The 19130-nt window shown below is 61.4% G+C and carries 14 protein-coding genes and 1 tRNA gene; all 15 read right to left on the reverse strand.

The window, feature by feature from the left end:
- The coding region (locus BFE01S_RS41560; RefSeq protein WP_042339945.1) for a GTP-binding protein at positions 1 to 319 on the reverse strand (319 nt) is incomplete at its 3' end.
- Positions 320 to 416: 97 nt separating this feature from the next.
- The gene (gene fusA, locus BFE01S_RS35945; protein WP_028229629.1) at positions 417 to 2519 is read right to left on the reverse strand and encodes an elongation factor G; all 2103 of its coding nucleotides are present in this window, start codon (positions 2517 to 2519) and stop codon (positions 417 to 419) included.
- Between the two features lie 135 nt (positions 2520 to 2654).
- The gene (gene rpsG / locus BFE01S_RS35950; protein ID WP_006053291.1) at positions 2655 to 3125 is read right to left on the reverse strand and encodes a 30S ribosomal protein S7; all 471 of its coding nucleotides are present in this window, start codon (positions 3123 to 3125) and stop codon (positions 2655 to 2657) included.
- 195 nt (positions 3126 to 3320) lie between these two features.
- On the reverse strand, positions 3321 to 3701 hold the full coding sequence (rpsL, locus tag BFE01S_RS35955) for a 30S ribosomal protein S12 (RefSeq protein WP_027821136.1): 381 nt from the start codon (positions 3699 to 3701) through the stop codon (positions 3321 to 3323).
- Between the two features lie 318 nt (positions 3702 to 4019).
- Positions 4020 to 5867, reverse strand: coding sequence for a DNA helicase RecQ (gene recQ / locus BFE01S_RS35960; RefSeq protein WP_028229630.1), 1848 nt, complete (start codon positions 5865 to 5867; stop codon positions 4020 to 4022).
- Positions 5868 to 6047: 180 nt separating this feature from the next.
- On the reverse strand, positions 6048 to 6383 hold the full coding sequence (locus BFE01S_RS44870; protein WP_156967277.1) for a hypothetical protein: 336 nt from the start codon (positions 6381 to 6383) through the stop codon (positions 6048 to 6050).
- Positions 6384 to 6647: 264 nt separating this feature from the next.
- Complete coding sequence (rpoC, locus tag BFE01S_RS35970) at positions 6648 to 10898, reverse strand: DNA-directed RNA polymerase subunit beta' (protein WP_028229632.1); 4251 nt, start codon at positions 10896 to 10898, stop codon at positions 6648 to 6650.
- 21 nt (positions 10899 to 10919) lie between these two features.
- On the reverse strand, positions 10920 to 15026 hold the full coding sequence (rpoB, locus tag BFE01S_RS35975; RefSeq protein WP_028229633.1) for a DNA-directed RNA polymerase subunit beta: 4107 nt from the start codon (positions 15024 to 15026) through the stop codon (positions 10920 to 10922).
- A gap of 363 nt (positions 15027 to 15389) precedes the next feature.
- A complete protein-coding gene (gene rplL, locus BFE01S_RS35980) occupies positions 15390 to 15764 on the reverse strand; it encodes a 50S ribosomal protein L7/L12 (RefSeq protein WP_028229634.1) in 375 nt (124 codons plus the stop codon).
- Positions 15765 to 15824: 60 nt separating this feature from the next.
- Positions 15825 to 16322 carry a 50S ribosomal protein L10 gene (gene rplJ / locus BFE01S_RS35985; RefSeq protein ID WP_028229635.1) on the reverse strand — a complete coding sequence of 166 codons (498 nt, stop codon included), beginning with the start codon at positions 16320 to 16322 and terminating at the stop codon, positions 15825 to 15827.
- A gap of 332 nt (positions 16323 to 16654) precedes the next feature.
- Entirely contained in the window at positions 16655 to 17350 is a 696-nt protein-coding gene (gene rplA / locus BFE01S_RS35990; protein ID WP_028229636.1) for a 50S ribosomal protein L1, read from the reverse strand.
- The gene (gene rplK / locus BFE01S_RS35995) at positions 17351 to 17782 is read right to left on the reverse strand and encodes a 50S ribosomal protein L11 (protein ID WP_027797945.1); all 432 of its coding nucleotides are present in this window, start codon (positions 17780 to 17782) and stop codon (positions 17351 to 17353) included. It lies immediately after the preceding gene.
- Positions 17783 to 17946: 164 nt separating this feature from the next.
- Entirely contained in the window at positions 17947 to 18504 is a 558-nt protein-coding gene (gene nusG / locus BFE01S_RS36000; RefSeq protein ID WP_027821101.1) for a transcription termination/antitermination protein NusG, read from the reverse strand.
- Between the two features lies 1 nt (position 18505).
- Positions 18506 to 18886, reverse strand: a complete 381-nt coding sequence (gene secE / locus BFE01S_RS36005) for a preprotein translocase subunit SecE (protein WP_028229637.1) — start codon at positions 18884 to 18886, stop codon at positions 18506 to 18508.
- 38 nt (positions 18887 to 18924) lie between these two features.
- Positions 18925 to 19000, reverse strand: a tRNA-Trp gene (locus BFE01S_RS36010).
- Between the last annotated feature and the right edge of the window lie 130 nt (positions 19001 to 19130).

Here is a 19130-nt window from a genome sequence, read left to right on the forward strand (position 1 = left end):
AGCACACCAGGATTGCGCCGTCCATCTGCGCCGCGCCCGTGATCATGTTCTTCACGTAGTCGGCGTGGCCCGGGCAGTCGACGTGTGCGTAGTGGCGGTTCGCCGTTTCGTACTCGACGTGCGCGGTGTTGATCGTGATACCACGCGCCTTTTCTTCCGGCGCTGCGTCGATCTGGTCGTACGCCTTGGCTTCACCACCAAACTTCTTGGTCAGAACCGTCGTGATCGCTGCCGTCAGCGTGGTCTTGCCGTGGTCAACGTGACCGATCGTGCCCACGTTCACGTGCGGCTTGGTCCGTTCGAATTTACCTTTTGCCATGTTTCTCTTCTTTCAAAAAAGTGATGAACCGGTGACTGTGCGATGCGAACCAGGCGGGACTGCCTGGTTCGCTGCGTGCTCAAACGAGCGCCGATGCTTACTTCGCCTTCGCGCTGATGATCGCGTCGGCCACGTTACGCGGTGCTTCTGCGTAGTGCTTGAATTCCATCGTGTACGTGGCGCGCCCTTGCGAGAGCGAGCGCAGCGACGTCGAGTAGCCGAACATTTCCGACAGCGGCACTTCGGCGCGAACGATCTTGCCGCCGCCAACCATGTCTTCCATGCCCTGGACGATACCGCGACGGCCCGACAGGTCGCCCATCACGTTGCCCATGTAGTCTTCCGGCGTTTCGACTTCGACGGCCATCATCGGCTCGAGGATGACCGGCTGCGCCTTGCGCATCGCTTCCTTGAACGCCATCGAACCGGCCATGCGGAACGCGTTTTCGTTCGAGTCAACGTCGTGGTACGAACCGAACGTCAGGTGAACCTTCACGTCGACGACCGGGAAGCCCGCCAGCACGCCCGACTTCAGCGTATCGGCAATACCCTTGTCCACCGCCGGGATGTATTCGCGCGGAATCACACCGCCCTTGATCTCGTCCAGGAACTCGTAGCCCTTGCCCTGCTCGTTCGGCTCGAGCGTGATGACCGCGTGGCCGTACTGGCCGCGACCACCCGACTGCTTGACGAACTTGCCTTCGACGTCCTTCGCGATCGCACGGATCGTTTCGCGGTATGCAACCTGCGGCTTGCCGACGGTCGCTTCCACGCCGAATTCGCGCTTCATACGATCGACCAGAATTTCGAGGTGGAGCTCGCCCATGCCCGAAATGATGGTCTGGCCCGACTCTTCGTCCGTTTGCACGCGGAACGACGGGTCTTCCTGCGCCAGGCGGTTCAGGGCGAGGCCCATCTTTTCCTGGTCCGGCTTCGTCTTCGGCTCGACGGCCTGCGAAATCACCGGCTCCGGGAACACCATGCGCTCCAGAACGATCGGGTTCGCCGGGTCGCACAGCGTGTCGCCCGTGGTCGCTTCCTTCAGGCCGACAGCAGCAGCGATGTCGCCTGCACGAACTTCCTTGATTTCTTCACGGTTGTTCGCGTGCATCTGCAGAATACGGCCGAGGCGTTCCTTCTTGCCCTTGGTCGAGTTCAGCACGGTGTCGCCCGAGTTGACGATGCCCGAGTACGCGCGGAAGAAGATCAGCTGGCCGACGAACGGGTCGGTCATGATCTTGAACGCGAGCGCCGAGAACTTCTCGTCGTCCGATGCACGGCGCTCTGCCGTTTCACCGTTTTCGAGTTCGCCCTTGACCGGGGGAATGTCCACCGGCGACGGCAGGAAGTCGATCACGGCGTCGAGCATGCGCTGCACGCCCTTGTTCTTGAACGCGGTGCCGCACAGCATCGGCTGGATTTCGCACGCGATCGTCCGGTCGCGCAGCGCCTTGACGATTTCGGCTTCGGAGAGCTCTTCGCCGCCGAGGTACTTTTCCATCAGCTCTTCGCTGGCTTCAGCAGCCGACTCGATCATCTTTTCGCGCCACTCGTTGCAGGTGTCAACGAGTTCAGCGGGGATGTCGACGTAGTCGAACTTCGTACCTTGCGACGCTTCATCCCAAATGATCGCCTTCATCTTGATGAGGTCGACCACACCGGTAAACGTGTCTTCCGCGCCGATCGGCACCACGACCGGGACCGGGTTCGCCTTCAGGCGGTTCTTCAGCTGGTCATAGACCTTGAAGAAGTTCGCGCCGGTACGGTCCATCTTGTTGACGAACGCGAGACGGGGAACCTTGTACTTGTTCGCCTGGCGCCACACCGTTTCCGACTGCGGCTGCACGCCGCCCACGGCGCAGTAGACCATGCACGCACCGTCGAGCACGCGCATCGAGCGCTCGACTTCGATCGTGAAGTCGACGTGGCCCGGGGTGTCGATGATGTTGATGCGGTGCTCGGGATAGTTGCCGCCCATGCCCTTCCAGAAGGCGGTCGTAGCAGCGGAGGTAATCGTGATGCCACGCTCCTGCTCCTGCTCCATCCAGTCCATGGTGGCGGCGCCGTCGTGAACTTCACCAATCTTGTGGTTCACGCCGGTGTAGAACAGAATGCGCTCGGTCGTCGTCGTCTTGCCGGCGTCGATGTGAGCGCTAATACCGATGTTGCGGTAGCGCTCGATAGGAGTCTTGCGAGCCACTTTGATCCTCTATGGGGAGGGGCACGCCGGATTGGAGAACCCGACGCGCCTGAACACAAACGGGCGAGGCGCTGGATAAGCGCACCCGCCCGGAATTTTTTCCGCTTTAGGGCTAACCCGTAGTTGGGTTTGCTCTTAGAAACGGAAGTGCGAGAACGCCTTGTTCGCTTCTGCCATCCGGTGAACTTCGTCGCGCTTCTTCATCGCGCCGCCACGGCCTTCGGCCGCTTCGGAGAGTTCACCTGCCAGACGCAGGGCCATCGACTTCTCGCTGCGCTTCTTCGCGGCTTCACGCAGCCAACGCATCGCCAATGCCATACGACGCGAGGGGCGCACTTCGACCGGAACCTGATAGTTCGCACCACCAACGCGGCGGCTCTTCACTTCCACCACCGGCTTCACGTTGTTGAGCGCGACAGTGAACACTTCCAGCGGGTCCTTGCCACCCTTGGTCTGGATCTGTTCGAAAGCGCCGTACACGATACGCTCGGCAACCGACTTCTTGCCGGAGAGCATCAGCACGTTCATGAACTTGGCTACATCAACGTTGCCGAACTTCGGATCCGGCAACACTTCCCGCTTGGGGACTTCGCGACGACGCGGCATGTTTCTTCCTTTAACTTTTCAGTTGAAGCGCGGGTGGAATCCCTTGCGCTCCGCGGCCACCAACTAACCCGATTCATCCATTACGACTTACCAGCCTGGTCGGGTGACCACTTACTCGACAGCACCGGCCAATCCGGCACCGCCGCCTGTATCGCCTCGCACCCTGAACCGGCGCGGACGACCCTTCTGTAATGCTTACTTCGCAGCCTTCGCGCGCTTCGCGCCGTACTTCGAACGAGCCTGCTTACGATCCTTGACGCCCTGGGTATCCAGCGAGCCGCGAACCATGTGGTAACGCACACCCGGCAAGTCCTTCACACGGCCGCCGCGGATCAGCACGACCGAGTGCTCCTGCAGGTTGTGGCCTTCACCACCGATGTACGAAATGACTTCGAAACCGTTCGTCAGGCGCACCTTGGCGACCTTACGGAGTGCCGAGTTCGGCTTCTTCGGCGTCGTCGTGTACACACGCGTGCACACGCCGCGACGCTGCGGGCAGTCCTGCAAGGCCGGCGACTTGCTCTTCGTCACTTCCGAAGTGCGGCCTTTGCGAACCAGTTGATTGATGGTTGGCATTGTTTATTCCTGAAATTGAACAAAATCGACGCGTTTATTTCCGGGCAAAGCGGAAAGCCACGCGCTTTCGATCCGGATCTTGCGATTTGACGTAAGTTTTCGCGGCGCCTCCAGGAACACCTCCAGGAAACGAACCGACGAGCGCAAACATCCCAAGAACCGGAACCCAGCATGATATTCCGAAAATACCAAGTGAGTCAATGGCTTGCGATGTTCGGAGAACAGAGCAAATGACGGTGGCGTGACAAAGGGCGGAGCGAGGAACCGACTTCGACCGGCTGGATTGGGCCGTATGCCGCCCTATTCACACTATTCGCCCTATTCGTCCCCGACAACCTCGATCAGCTCCTCGCCGAAGCGTTCGAGCTTGCGTGCGCCCATCCCGGGAATGTCGCGCAGTTCGTCGATCGATTCGGGGCCATTACGGGCGATCTCCGCCAGCGTGGCATCGTGAAAGATGACGTAGGCCGGCACGCCGTCGCTCTTGGCCGTTTCGGTGCGCCACAGGCGCAGGCGCTCCCAGCGCGAGCGCTGGCGCGCACTCATGCCGAGGGTCGGATCGGCACGCTCGCTCGTGCGGCCCGACGACTGGCGCGTGCGCTGCGGCTTTACGTAGCGGCGCATCGTGACCGTCAGCTCGCCCTTGAGGACAGGCTTGCTCGCCTCGGTCAGCACGAGCGAACCGAAGCCGTCGTGATCGACCGAGAGATAGCCAAAGGCGACGAGCTGCCGGAAGATCGCGCGCCATTCGGCTTCGCCGAGCGCGGCGCCGATGCCGAACGTGGAGAGCTTCTCGTGCCCGCGCTGCAGAATTTTCTCGTTGCGGTTGCCGCGCAGGATATCGATCAGATGGCCGGCGCCGAAGTTGAAGCCGCTCGCGCGCTGCGCCCGGAACACGCACGAGAGCGCCATCTGCGCCTCGCGCGTGGCGTCCCACGTGGCCGGCGGCTCGAGACAGCTATCGCAGTTGCCGCAAGGCTGGCTCGCTTCGCCGAAGTACGCCAGCAGCCGCACGCGGCGGCAGGTCGCGGCTTCGCACAGGCCGAGCAGCGCGTCGAGCTTGCCCGTCTGCACGCGCTTGTGGGCGTCGTCCGCATCGGACTCTTCGATCATCTTGCGCTGCTGGACGACGTCGCCCAGGCCGTAGGCCATCCATGCGTTCGCCGCCAGCCCGTCGCGGCCCGCGCGCCCCGTTTCCTGGTAGTAGCCTTCCACGCTTTTGGGCAGATCCAGGTGGGCCACGAAGCGCACGTCGGGCTTGTCGATGCCCATGCCGAACGCGATCGTCGCGCACATCACCACGCCTTCTTCGCGCTGAAAAAGCTCCTGGTGCTGCTGACGCACCTCGAACTCCATGCCCGCGTGATACGGCAGCGCACGGATGCCCTGCCCTTTCAGCCATTCGGCCGTTTCTTCGACCTTGCGGCGCGAGAGGCAATAGACCACGCCGGCGTCGGTCGTGCCGTCGGGGCGAGTGTGCTCCGCGCGGATGAAATCGAGCAGCTGCGTGCGCGCATTGTCCTTTTCGACAATGCGGTAGCGGATGTTCGGCCGGTCGAAGCTCGAGACGAAAATGCGCGCGTCGTCGAGCGCGAGCCGGTGCACGATCTCGTCGCGCGTGATCGCATCCGCGGTCGCCGTGAGCGCGATGCGCGGCACGTCCGGAAAGCGTTCGTGCAGCACCGAGAGCTGGATGTACTCGGGGCGGAAATCGTGCCCCCATTGCGACACGCAATGCGCCTCGTCGATCGCGAAGAGGCCGATGCGCGCGCGCTCGAGCAGATCGAGAAAGCGCGGCGTCATGAGACGCTCGGGCGCGACGTAGAGCAGATCGATCTCACCTTCGCGCAACGCGCGTTCGGTGGCGGCGGCTTCGGCGCCTGTAAGCGTGGAATTGAGATACGCGGCCCGCACGCCCACTTCGGTGAGCGCCGCCACCTGGTCCTGCATCAGCGCAATGAGCGGCGACACGACAATGCCGGCCCCGAGGCCGGTTTCGTGGCGCACGAGCGCGGGAATCTGATAGCAAAGCGACTTGCCGCCGCCAGTGGGCATGAGCACCAGCGAATCGCCGCCCGCTGCGACGTGCTCGACGATCTCGGCCTGCTGCCCCCTAAAGGCGGGATAACCGAAGACTTCGTTGAGTATTTCGAGGGAACGGGACATGAAGGCGGCGACGGATCGGTAGGGAAGCGCGAAGCAAAGGCGGTGGAACGGATTCTACCAACCCGGATGCGCCTTGACCGGCATGGCCGCGAAGATTGGCCGTAAGGCTTGGGGAAAAGCCGGAACGGAGCTCGCAAAAGCGTGCGCGGAACGCGCGCGCAGAAGCGGGGAAACGCGAGATCAGTCCACGCGCGCGCCGCGGCGCGATACCCGCCGCAACGCGCCGACAACGGTCACGACGCCCGCGAGCACCGCGAGAAAAGCGAGCGGCCCGACCGGCAAAAACGTGAAGCTGCCCACCACGAGGAAGATCGATCCGGTCGTGAGCAGCGCGGCCCCGATTTTCACCTTGCCCGCCAGCTGCATGATGAAACCGATGATGAAAAAGGCCCACATGACGAGGAAAGTCGCGAAAAACATCGCGGCCGGCTGGTTCCCGACGTGATGCAGCAAATGCGAAAAGACGGCGACGCACGCCACCAGATTCAGGATGAGACCGACCCCAACGACCCACATGATTACCGCCTCCGGATTCAGATAAATGCCGCCCGCTTCGCACGAAAACACGCAAGCAGGCAGATATGGCGCGCTACGGTAGCACGCTGCGACACGCCGTGCAGCGGCCATGACGGCCCTGCGGCGCGAGGTCGCACACGCGGCCGCGCCCAGGTGCGGCCAGCGTGCCACGAGCGCGCGCCGCAAAGAAAAAAAGCCGTCCGGTCGAAACCAGACGGCTTTGCGATGACCTTTCGGCGCGAGGCGGCTTGCGCCGCCCCCTGCTTACTCGTCCGTCGTGTGCGGCTGTTGCGGCTCTTCGACAGCCGGCGTTTCCGGCGTGCCGAACTCGAACGCTTCTTCCGCTGCGATCTGGTCGAAACGCTCGCGATCCGACGACTCCTTCGCACGGCGCGCCTTGTGGAACGCGAGACCCGTGCCGGCCGGAATCAGACGGCCGACGATCACGTTTTCCTTCAGGCCACGCAGATCGTCGCGCTTGCCCATGATCGCCGCTTCGGTCAGCACGCGGGTCGTTTCCTGGAACGATGCCGCCGAGATGAACGAGTCGGTCGAGAGCGATGCCTTCGTGATACCGAGCAGCACGTTCTCGTACGTTGCCGGACGCTTGTCTTCCGCGTTCATGCGGTCGTTTTCGTCCAGCATGTCCGAACGCTCGACCTGCTCGCCCGGGATGAAGCGCGTATCGCCGTTATCGGTGATCTGCACGCGGCGCAGCATCTGACGCACGATGACTTCGATGTGCTTGTCGTTGATCTTCACGCCCTGCAGACGGTACACGTCCTGCACTTCGTCCACGATGTAGCGCGACAGTGCCTCGATACCCTGCAAACGCAGGATGTCGTGCGGATCGGCCGGGCCGTCCACGATCATTTCGCCCTTGTTGACGACCTGACCATCGTGGACCAGCACCTGCTTTTCCTTCGCGATCAGGAACTCGTGCTGATTGCCCTCGAGGTCCGTGATAACGAGACGCTGCTTGCCCTTCGTGTCCTTACCGAACGACGTCGTACCCGTGACTTCCGCCAGGATACCTGCGTCCTTCGGCGAACGTGCTTCGAACAGTTCCGCCACGCGCGGCAGACCACCGGTAATGTCACGCGTCTTCTGGGCTTCGGTCGGGATACGTGCAAGCACTTCACCCACCTGAACCTGCTGACCGTCCTTCACGGTGATCAGTGCGCCGACCTGGAAGCCGATCTGCACCGAGTGCTCCGTGCCCGGGATCTTCACTTCGTCGCCGTTCGCGTCGATCAGCTTGACCTGCGGACGCACGCTCTTCGAAGCCTGCGAGCCGCGGCGCTTCACGTCGATCACGACGAGCGTCGAAAGACCCGTCACGTCGTCGATCTGCTTGGCCACGGTCACGCCTTCCTCGACGTTCTCGAACTTCACCGTACCGCCGTACTCGGTGATGATCGGACGCGTAAGCGGGTCCCAGGTCGCGAGCTGCGTGCCTGCCTTGATCGCCGCGCCGTCGAGCTGCAACAGCGTCGCGCCGTACGGCACCTTGTGACGCTCGCGCTCGCGGCCGTGGTCGTCGGTAATGATCGCTTCGCCCGAACGCGAGATGACGATCTGCTCGCCCTTCGCGTTCGTGACGTAACGCATCGTCGCCGTGAAGCGCACGGTACCGTTCGACTTGGCTTCCACCGACGAAGCGACTGCCGCACGCGATGCCGCGCCACCGATGTGGAACGTACGCATCGTGAGCTGCGTGCCCGGTTCGCCGATCGACTGAGCCGCGATCACACCCACGGCTTCGCCGACGTTCACGCGCGAGCCGCGGCCGAGGTCGCGGCCATAACAGGCAGCGCACAGGCCATAACGCGTTTCGCAGGTGAGCGGCGTGCGCACGCGCACTTCGTCGATGCCGAGGCTTTCGATCGTTTCGACTGCGTCTTCGTCGAGCAGGTCGCCCGCTGCGTAGATCGTTTCCTGGGTTTCAGGATTGACGACGTCCGCCACCGCAACGCGGCCGAGAATCCGGTCGCGCAGCGCTTCGACCACTTCGCCGCCTTCCACGAGCGCCTTCATCGCCACGCCTTGCGACGTGCCGCAATCGTCCTCGACCACCACGAGATCCTGTGTCACGTCCACGAGACGACGCGTGAGGTAACCCGAGTTCGCGGTCTTCAGTGCCGTATCAGCCAGACCCTTACGTGCACCGTGGGTCGAGATGAAGTACTGCAACACGTTCAGACCTTCGCGGAAGTTCGCGGTAATCGGCGTTTCGATAATCGAGCCGTCCGGCTTCGCCATCAGGCCGCGCATCCCCGCCAGCTGGCGAATCTGCGTAGCGGAACCCCGCGCGCCCGAGTCGGCCATCATGTAGATCGAGTTGAACGATTCCTGACGCGTTTCGTTGCCGTCGCGGTCGATCACCGGTTCCGTCGCGAGCTGCTCCATCATCGCCTTGCCGACCGCTTCCGACGTGTTCGACCAGATGTCGACCACGTTGTTGTAGCGCTCCTGCGCGGTGACGAGACCCGACATGTACTGGCGGTCGTACTCCTTCACCTTCTTCGCGGCTTCGCCGACGATGGTTTCCTTCTGCGGCGGCACGAGCATGTCGTCCACGCAGATCGAAATACCGGCGCGCGTCGCGAGGCGGAAGCCCGACTGCATCAGCTGGTCGGCAAAGATCACCGTTTCGCGCAGACCGCACTTGCGGAATGCCGTGTTGATCAGACGCGAGATTTCCTTCTTCTTCAGCGGCTTGTTCAGCACCGAGAACGGCAGGCCCGGCGGCAGGATTTCCGAGAGGATCGAGCGGCCGACCGTGGTCGCGTACAGCGTGATCTTCGGCACGAATGCCGGTGCGCCTTCCGACTTGTCCTCGTTGTGGACCATTTCGGTAATACGCACGTTCACGCGCGAGGCCAGCTCGACTTCCTTGTTCTCGTACGCGCGGATCGCCTCCGACACGCCCGTGAACGTCATGCCTTCGCCCTTGCCGTTGATCGCTTCACGCGTGGCGTAGTACAGGCCCAGCACGATATCCTGCGACGGCACGATCGACGGATCGCCGTTGGCCGGGAACAGGACGTTGTTCGACGCGAGCATGAGCGTGCGCGCTTCCATCTGCGCTTCGAGCGACAGCGGAACGTGAACGGCCATCTGGTCGCCGTCGAAGTCGGCGTTGAACGCCGCGCAAACGAGCGGGTGCAGCTGGATTGCCTTGCCTTCGATCAGCACCGGCTCGAAAGCCTGGATGCCGAGACGGTGCAGCGTGGGCGCGCGGTTGAGCATGACCGGATGCTCGCGGATCACCTCTTCGAGAATGTCCCACACCACCGGCGTCTGGTTCTCGACTTCCTTCTTCGCAGCCTTGATGGTCGTGGCAACGCCCATCGTTTCCAGCTTGTTGAAGATGAACGGCTTGAAGAGTTCGAGCGCCATCAGCTTCGGCAGACCGCACTGATGCAGCTTGAGCGTCGGACCCACCACGATGACCGAACGGCCCGAGTAGTCCACGCGCTTGCCCAGCAGGTTCTGACGGAAGCGACCGCCCTTACCCTTGATCATGTCGGCGAGCGACTTCAGCGGACGCTTGTTCGCGCCCGTCATCGCCTTGCCGCGACGGCCGTTGTCGAGCAGCGAGTCAACCGCTTCCTGGAGCATCCGCTTTTCGTTGCGGACGATGATCTCCGGCGCCTTCAGCTCGAGCAGACGCTTCAGACGGTTGTTACGGTTGATGACGCGGCGATACAGGTCGTTCAGGTCCGAGGTCGCGAAACGGCCGCCGTCGAGCGGCACGAGCGGACGCAGTTCCGGCGGCAGCACCGGCAGCACTTCGAGCACCATCCATTCGGGCTTGATGCCCGAACGCTGGAAGGCCTCGAGCACCTTCAGGCGCTTCGCGTACTTCTTGATCTTCGCTTCCGAGCCGGTGTTCTTCAGCTCCGTGCGCAGCGTTTCGACCTGCTCGTCGATGTTGATCGCGCGCAGCAGCTCGCGCACGCCTTCCGCGCCCATCTCGGCGCGGAATTCGTCACCGTATTCCTCGACCTTGTTGTAGTAATCCTCTTCGGTCATGATCTGACGCGCCTTCAGCGGCGTCATGCCCGGATCGATCACCACGTATGCCTCGAAGTACAGCACGCGCTCGATGTCGCGCAGCGTCATGTCGAGCACCATGCCCAGACGCGACGGCAGCGACTTCAGGAACCAGATGTGCGCGACCGGCGAGGCCAGTTCGATGTGGCCCATGCGCTCGCGGCGCACCTTCGCCAGCGTGACTTCCACGCCGCACTTCTCGCAGATCACGCCACGATGCTTCAGGCGCTTGTACTTGCCGCACAGGCACTCGTAGTCCTTGATCGGCCCGAAGATCTTCGCGCAGAACAGACCATCGCGCTCCGGCTTGAAGGTGCGGTAGTTGATGGTTTCCGGCTTCTTTACTTCGCCGAACGACCACGAGCGGATCTTGTCCGGCGAGGCCAGACCGATCTTGATCGCGTCGAAAACTTCTTCTTGTTGGACTTGCTTGAATAGATCGAGCAGAGCTTTCATTGCCTTCTCTCCGTAGTCCGATTAGTTGCGGTCGAGGTCGATGTCGATACCGAGCGAGCGGATTTCCTTCACCAGCACATTGAAGGATTCCGGCATGCCCGCATCAATCACGTGATCGCCCTTGACGAGGTTTTCGTACACCTTCGTCCGGCCCGTCACGTCATCGGACTTCACCGTCAACATTTCCTGCAGCACATACGAAGCGCCATACGCTTCGAGCGCCCACACTTCCATTTCACCGAAACGCTGGCCACCGAACTGCGCCTTACCACCCAGCGGCTGCTGCGTGACGAGCGAGTACGGCCCCGTCGAACGCGCGTGCATCTTGTCGTCGACAAGGTGATGCAGCTTCAGGTAGTGCATGTAGCCCACGGTCACCGTGCGTTCGAACATTTCGCCCGTGCGGCCGTCGAAGAGACGCACCTGGTTCTTCGACGGCGTCATGCCGAGGTTCTGTGCGATGTCGTCCGGGAACGCCAGATCGAGCATCTTGCCCATTTCCTCTTCGGTCGCACCGTCGAACACCGGCGTTGCGAACGGCACGCCTTCGCGCAGGTTCTTCGCCAGTTCGAGGATCTCGTCGTCGCTGAAGCTGTCGATGTCTTCCTTGTGGCCCGACTCGTTGTAGATCTTCGTGAGGAACTCACGCAGCTCTGCAATCTTCGTCTGACGCGCAAGCATCTCGCCGATACGCCAGCCCAGACCCTTGGCGGCCCAGCCCAGGTGCACTTCGAGAACCTGACCCACGTTCATCCGCGACGGCACGCCGAGCGGGTTCAGCACGACGTCTGCCGGACGGCCGTCGGCCATGTACGGCATGTCTTCGATCGGCACGATCTTCGACACGACGCCCTTGTTGCCGTGACGGCCAGCCATCTTGTCGCCAGGCTGCAGGCGGCGCTTCACCGCGAGGTACACCTTGACCATCTTCAGCACGCCCGGCGGCAGTTCGTCGCCTTGCGTGAGCTTCTTGCGCTTCTCTTCGAACGCGAGGTCGAACTGGTGGCGCTTCTCTTCGATCGAGTTCTTGATCGCTTCGAGCTGTGCCGCTGCTTCTTCGTCCGCGAGACGGATGTCGAACCAGTGGTAGTGGTCCAGATCTTCGAGGTAAGCGCGTTCGATCTTCGTGCCCTTCGCGAGCTTCTTCGGACCGCCGTTCGCCACCTTGCCTTCGAGCATGCGCGCGAGACGCTGGAACGCGTCGCCTTCCACGATACGCAACTGGTCGTTCAGGTCGAGGCGATAGCGCTTCAGTTCATCGTCGATGATCTGTTGCGCGCGCTTGTCGCGCTGGATGCCTTCGCGCGTGAACACCTGCACGTCGATGACCGTGCCGCTCATGCCCGAGGGCACGCGCAGCGACGTATCCTTCACGTCCGAAGCCTTCTCGCCGAAGATCGCGCGCAGCAGCTTTTCTTCCGGCGTGAGCTGGGTTTCGCCCTTCGGCGTGACCTTGCCCACGAGCACGTCGCCCGCTTCGACTTCCGCGCCGATGTACACGATGCCCGACTCGTCGAGACGGCCAAGCTGCACTTCCGCGAGGTTCGAAATGTCGCGCGTGATTTCTTCCGGTCCGAGCTTCGTGTCGCGAGCCACGACATTCAGTTCTTCGATGTGGATCGACGTGTAGCGGTCGTCCGCCACGACCTTCTCCGAGATCAGGATCGAGTCTTCGAAGTTGTAGCCGTTCCACGGCATGAACGCGATCAGCATGTTCTGGCCGAGCGCGAGCTCGCCCAGATCCGTCGATGCGCCGTCAGCCAGCACGTCGCCGCGCGCAACCTTGTCGCCCATCTTCACGATCGGACGCTGGTTGATGTTCGTGTTCTGGTTCGAACGCGTGTACTTGATGAGGTTGTAGATGTCCACGCCGACTTCACCGGCGACGGCTTCATCGTCGTTCACGCGAATCACGATACGGCCCGCGTCGACGTAATCGACCACGCCGCCGCGCAGTGCCTGAACCGTCGTACCCGAGTCGACCGCAACCGTACGCTCGATACCCGTACCGACGACCGGCTTTTCCGGACGCAGGCAAGGCACGGCCTGACGCTGCATGTTCGAACCCATCAATGCGCGGTTCGCGTCGTCGTGCTCGAGGAACGGAATCAGCGAAGCGGCCACCGAGACGATCTGCGACGGCGCCACGTCCATGTACTGGATGCGGTCCGGCGTGACCATCAGCGTTTCGCCAGCTTCACGCGACGAGACGAGTTCGTCGGTCAGCGTGCCGTCGTCAGCCACTGCCGCGTTCGCCTGAGCGATCACGTAACGGCCTTCTTCGATCGCCGACAGGTAGTCGATCTGGTCGGTCACCTTGCTGTCCACGACCTTGCGATACGGCGTTTCGAGGAAGCCGTATTCGTTCAGGTGCGCGTACAGTGCGAGCGAGTTGATCAGGCCGATGTTCGGACCTTCCGGCGTTTCGATCGGGCACACGCGGCCATAGTGGGTCGGGTGCACGTCGCGGACTTCGAAGCCTGCGCGCTCACGCGTCAGACCGCCCGGGCCCAGTGCGGAAACACGGCGTTTGTGCGTGATTTCCGAGAGCGGGTTGGTCTGGTCCATGAACTGCGACAACTGCGACGAACCGAAGAACTCGCGAATCGCCGACGAAATCGGCTTCGAGTTGATCAGGTCGTGCGGCATCAGGTTTTCGCTTTCGGCCTGACCGAGGCGTTCCTTCACGGCACGTTCGACGCGCACGAGACCCGCGCGGAACTGGTTCTCCGCGAGTTCGCCCACGCAACGCACGCGACGGTTGCCGAGGTGGTCGATGTCGTCCACTTCGCCCTTGCCGTTGCGCAGCTCGACGAGGATCTTGATGGTCGCGAGGATGTCGTCGTCCTGCAGCGTCATCGGGCCGACGATTTCGTCACGGCCCACGCGGCGGTTGAACTTCATACGACCCACCTTCGAGAGGTCGTACGCTTCTTCGCTGTAGAAGAGACGGTTGAACAGCGCCTCGACCGCTTCTTCGGTCGGCGGCTCGCCCGGGCGCATCATGCGGTAGATCGCGATGCGCGCGGCCATCTTGTCGGCCGTTTCGTCGATACGCAGCGTCGAGGAGATGTACGGACCCTGGTCCAGATCGTTCGTGTAGAGCGTCTGGATGTCCTTGATCTTCGCTTCGCGCAGCTTTTCGAGCACGCTTTCGGTGATTTCGTCGTTCGCGTTAGCGATGACTTCGCCCGTATCGCCGTCGACGACGTTCTTCGCCAGCACGCGGCCGAGCAGATAATCTTCGGGGACCGAAATAAACGTGGTCTTCGCGTTTTCGAGGTCGCGGATGTGCTTCGCGTTGATCCGCTTGTCCTTCTGGACGATGACCTTGCCGTCGCGATCCGTGATGTCGAAGCGCGCGACTTCGCCACGTAGACGCTCCGGCACGAACTCCATCTGCGCGCCTTCCGGCATCAGCGAGAAGTTGTCGAACACGAAGAAGTTCGCGAGGATCTGTTCCGGCGTGAGGCCGATAGCCTTCAGCAGGATCGTGACCGGCATCTTGCGGCGACGGTCGACGCGGAAATACAGCACGTCCTTCGGGTCGAATTCGAAGTCGAGCCACGAGCCGCGGTAAGGAATGATACGGGCCGAGAAGAGCAGCTTGCCCGAGCTGTGCGTCTTGCCCTTGTCGTGTTCGAAGAACACGCCGGGCGAGCGGTGCAGCTGCGAGACGATGACACGCTCGGTGCCGTTGATGACGAACGAGCCCGTCGGCGTCATGAGCGGAATTTCGCCCATGTACACTTCCTGCTCCTTCACTTCCTTCACGACCGGCTTGCTCGGCGATTCCTTGTCGAGCAGGACGAGACGGACCTTGGCACGCAGCGCCGAGCAGTACGTGAGGCCACGCTGCTGACATTCCTTGATGTTGAATGCCGGCGGCGAGAGCATGTAGCTCACGAACTCTAGACGAGCAAAGCCGTTATGGGAAACAATAGGAAAAACGGACGAAAACGCAGCCTGCAGACCTTCCGGTTTGCGTTGTGCGGTCGGCGTTTCTGCTTGCAGAAACGTGCTGAATGATTCAAGCTGGGTAGCCAGCAGGAAAGGAACCTGGTGAACGATGGGGCGCTTCGCGAAACTCTTGCGAATACGCTTCTTCTCGGTGAAGGAATATTGCATACGATCTCCGAATCACGGCGGGTAGGACGACCCGAGTGTTCACCGACTGAGACCCGATGGCTTCGCGAGCCTTGGAAGCTTGGTGGTTGGCCTCTACCAACCGCTGGCTGACGGCAGCGGATTTGGGCTTGTCATAACTTGCCCGCTGCCCGACCAAACTTGCCTTCTGCAGTCGCTTCAGAAGACAAAGAGAAGCGTCGTTCTGCACGTGAGCATCACGCGGCGAAAGACGATTTTCTTTGGCTTCTTGATCCCGCATCCTGCCTCCGACTCCTGAAAATCGAACACAAAAACGCAGAACCCACAAAGCACAAAAAGGCCGGCGGTGTAAAAACCGCCAGCCTTCGCACAGCGCGCTGAAACTTACTTGATTTCAGCCTTCGCGCCGGCTTCTTCCAGCTTCTTCTTCGCTTCTTCAGCAGCAGCCTTGGGCACCGCTTCCTTCACGGGCTTCGGTGCGCCGTCAACCAGGTCCTTCGCTTCCTTCAGGCCGAGACCCGTCAGTTCACGAACGGCCTTGATGACCGAAACCTTGTTTGCGCCTGCTTCGAGCAGGTTGACCGTGAATTCGGTCTGCTCTTCAACTGCAGCAGCAGCGCCGCCGCCTGCCGGGCCAGCGACTGCCACAGCAGCTGCCGACACGCCAAACTTCTCTTCGAAAGCCTTGACCAGTTCGTTCAGTTCGAGAACCGACATCGAGCCAACGGCTTCGAGGATGTCTTCTTTTGCGATTGCCATTTGAAATTACTCCAGATTTGAATTCGGAAACAGCTAGCGATCTTGTCCGCTCGCCTGTGATTACGCAGCTTCGGCTTGCTTCTTTTCCGCCAGGGCGGCAAGAGCGCGCGCCATACCGGAAACCGGAGCCTGCATAACGAACAGGAGCTTCGAGAGCAGTTCTTCGCGGCTCGGGATGCTGGCCAGCGCTTGCACGCCTGCCTTGTCCATCACCTTGCCTTCGTAGGAACCGGCCTTGATGATCAGCTTGTCATTGCCCTTGGCGAAGTCATTGACGACCTTCGCTGCAGCAATGGCATCTTCCGAGATGCCGTAGATCAGGGGACCAGTCATCTGCTCTGCCAGCGGAGCAAACGGGGTACCTTCGACAGCGCGACGCGCCAGCGTGTTCTTCAACACGCGCAGGTACACCTGTTGCTCACGCGCTTTCGCGCGCAGCTTGGTCAGATCGCCAACCGCGATTCCACGATACTCGGCCAACACGACGGTCTGAGCCTTCGCGACTTGCGCGGAGACTTCAGCCACGACGGCCTGCTTACCTTCTTTGTTCAGTGGCACGGTTAACCTCCAGATTCGACACACAGCGCATTTGCGTCATGTGCCGCATTCAACAACGGCGACCGACCAGTCCGGAGTAACTCAGTTTGCGTTCGAGGACGTTGCCGCCTGCTCCCGCTCCCTACAGCACTTCAAAACCTTTTCGGGTTCGCCATCTGCGTTGGCTTTGCATTAAGGAAGCACCCAACTGCTGCACTTCCGCCAACGGTCTTTGACAACCGGCTGGACCGCGCAAACCGCCGCTGCCCAACCGCCCAAAGCCCTTTAAATCCGCCCTGCGATCCGATCCAACTTCGTTTCGAACCTCAGCGCGGCAAAACTTGTTGCGACGCTTACGCTGCGAGCGACGTTTGATCGACGCGAACGCCAACGCCCATCGTGCTCGACACAGCGATCTTGCGCAGGTACACGCCCTTGCTCGTCGCCGGCTTCGCCTTGTTCAGCGCTTCGAGAAGCGCGTCCAGGTTGCTGCGCAGCGCTGCTGCCTCGAACGACGCACGGCCGATGGTCGCGTGGATAATACCGGCCTTGTCGACACGGAATTGCACCTGACCCGCCTTCGCGTTCTTGACCGCGGTCGCCACGTCCGGCGTCACAGTGCCGACCTTCGGGTTCGGCATCAGGCCGCGCGGGCCGAGGATCTGACCCAGCGTACCGACGACACGCATCGTGTCCGGCGAAGCGATCACGATGTCGAAATTCAGGTTGCCGCCCTTGATCTGCTCGGCAAGGTCTTCCATGCCGACGATTTCGGCGCCAGCGGCGCGGGCCTGTTCAGCCTTGTCGCCTTGTGCGAACACTGCGACGCGGACCGACTTGCCGGTGCCTGCGGGCAGCACGACCGAGCCGCGCACGACCTGGTCCGACTTCTTCGCGTCGATGCCGAGCTGGACAGCAACGTCGATCGACTCGTTGAACTTCGCCGTAGCGCATTCCTTCACGAGCGACAGCGCGTCGACGATCGGGTACAGCTTCTGGCGGTCGATCTTGGCGGCGATAGCCTTTTGACGCTTCGAAACCTTAGCCATTTACACGCCCTCCACGACGATGCCCATCGAACGGGCGCTACCAGCGATCGTGCGGACCGCTGCGTCCATATCCGCTGCCGTGAGATCCGGCATCTTGGTCTTGGCGATTTCTTCAGCCTGGGCGCGCGTGATCGTCGCGACCTTGTCCGTATGCGGCTTGGCTGAACCCTTGTCGACCTTCGCTGCCTTCTTGATCAGGACCGTAGCCGGCGGCGTCTTCAGGATGAACGTGAAGCTCTTGTCCGCGAAAGCCGTGATGACGACCGGCACCGGCAGACCCGGTTCCATCGCTTGAGTCTGCGCGTTGAACGCCTTGCAGAACTCCATGATGTTCAGGCCGCGCTGGCCCAGTGCCGGACCGACCGGCGGCGACGGGTTGGCTTTACCTGCAGGAATCTGCAGCTTGATAAAGCCGATGATTTTCTTTGCCATGTTGAAAACCTCGTTGGAACGCGTGAGCGTTCAGGTGAGTGGTAGCGCGCTCTCGCCCGGCGTACTGCAGCTGCCGGACTACTGGCGCTCCTCTACGGTCATGACGCAGACCGCAAGCGCGAAAGAACGGACCGAACCCGAAGGCGCGATCCGCTGGAATGCTTTTACAGCTTTTCGACCTGGCCGAATTCGAGCTCGACCGGGGTAGCGCGACCAAAAATGGTGACAGAGACTCGGACACGCGATTTTTCGTAGTTGACTTCTTCGACACTGCCGTTGAAGTCCGTGAACGGACCCTCTTTCACACGAACCATTTCGCCGACTTCGAACAGGGTCTTGGGGCGCGGCTTCTCCACGCCTTCCTGCATCTGCGACATGATCTTTTCGACTTCGCGCGGCGAAATCGGGCTCGGGCGATTGCGCGCCCCGCCGACGAAACCCGTCACCTTCGCCGTGTTCTTCACGAGATGCCACGTTTCATCCGTCATTTCCATTTCAACCAGGACATAGCCCGGGAAGAAACGACGTTCGGTCACCGATTTGTGACCACCCTTCACCTCGACGACTTCTTCAGTCGGGACGAGGATCTGGCCAAACTTGTCCTGCATGCCAGCACGGTCGATGCGCTCCTGAAGCGCACGTTGCACGCTCTTCTCCATACCGGAGTAGGCGTGCACGACGTACCAACGTTTTCCGCTCGGGGATGCCGGTGTATCACTCATATCATTTCCAACCCAGAATCGCCGAGAAAATCACCCATTCGATGGATTTGTCGCAAACCCACAGAAAGATGGCCATTACCAGCACAAAACCGAAGACCACCAGCGTCGTCTGCGTAGCCTCTTTGCGAGTCGGCCAGACGACCTTGCGAACTTCCTTGTACGAGTCTTTGGCAAACGCGATGAAGCTCTTGCCGGGCGCCGAGAGAAGACCGACTACCACCCCCGCGATGACACCGACAGCAAGCGCGGCACCGCGAACATACCACTCCTGGCTACCGAGCCAGTAGAACCCTACGAACCCGGCCAACACCAACAATACGCCCACCGCAAGCATCAGCTTGTCGCTGGAAGTATTAACAGTTTCGACGGAAGGATTCGCCATAACACCCTAAAGAACAACGCGCCGAAGGCGCGATAAGTTGGCAGGGGCAGAGGGAATCGAACCCCCAACCTTCGGTTTTGGAGACCGACGCTCTGCCAGTTGAGCTATACCCCTAAACCATTTGGGGTTGGCGGCATCGCCAACCCCGAAACCACACTAGTCGATCAACGAGACTGGCAGTACAGCTTACTCGATGATCTTTGCAACGACACCGGCACCGACGGTACGGCCACCTTCGCGAATT

This window comes from Paraburkholderia ferrariae NBRC 106233, from assembly GCF_000685035.1.
GTDB classification, from domain to species: Bacteria; Pseudomonadota; Gammaproteobacteria; order Burkholderiales; family Burkholderiaceae; genus Paraburkholderia; species Paraburkholderia ferrariae.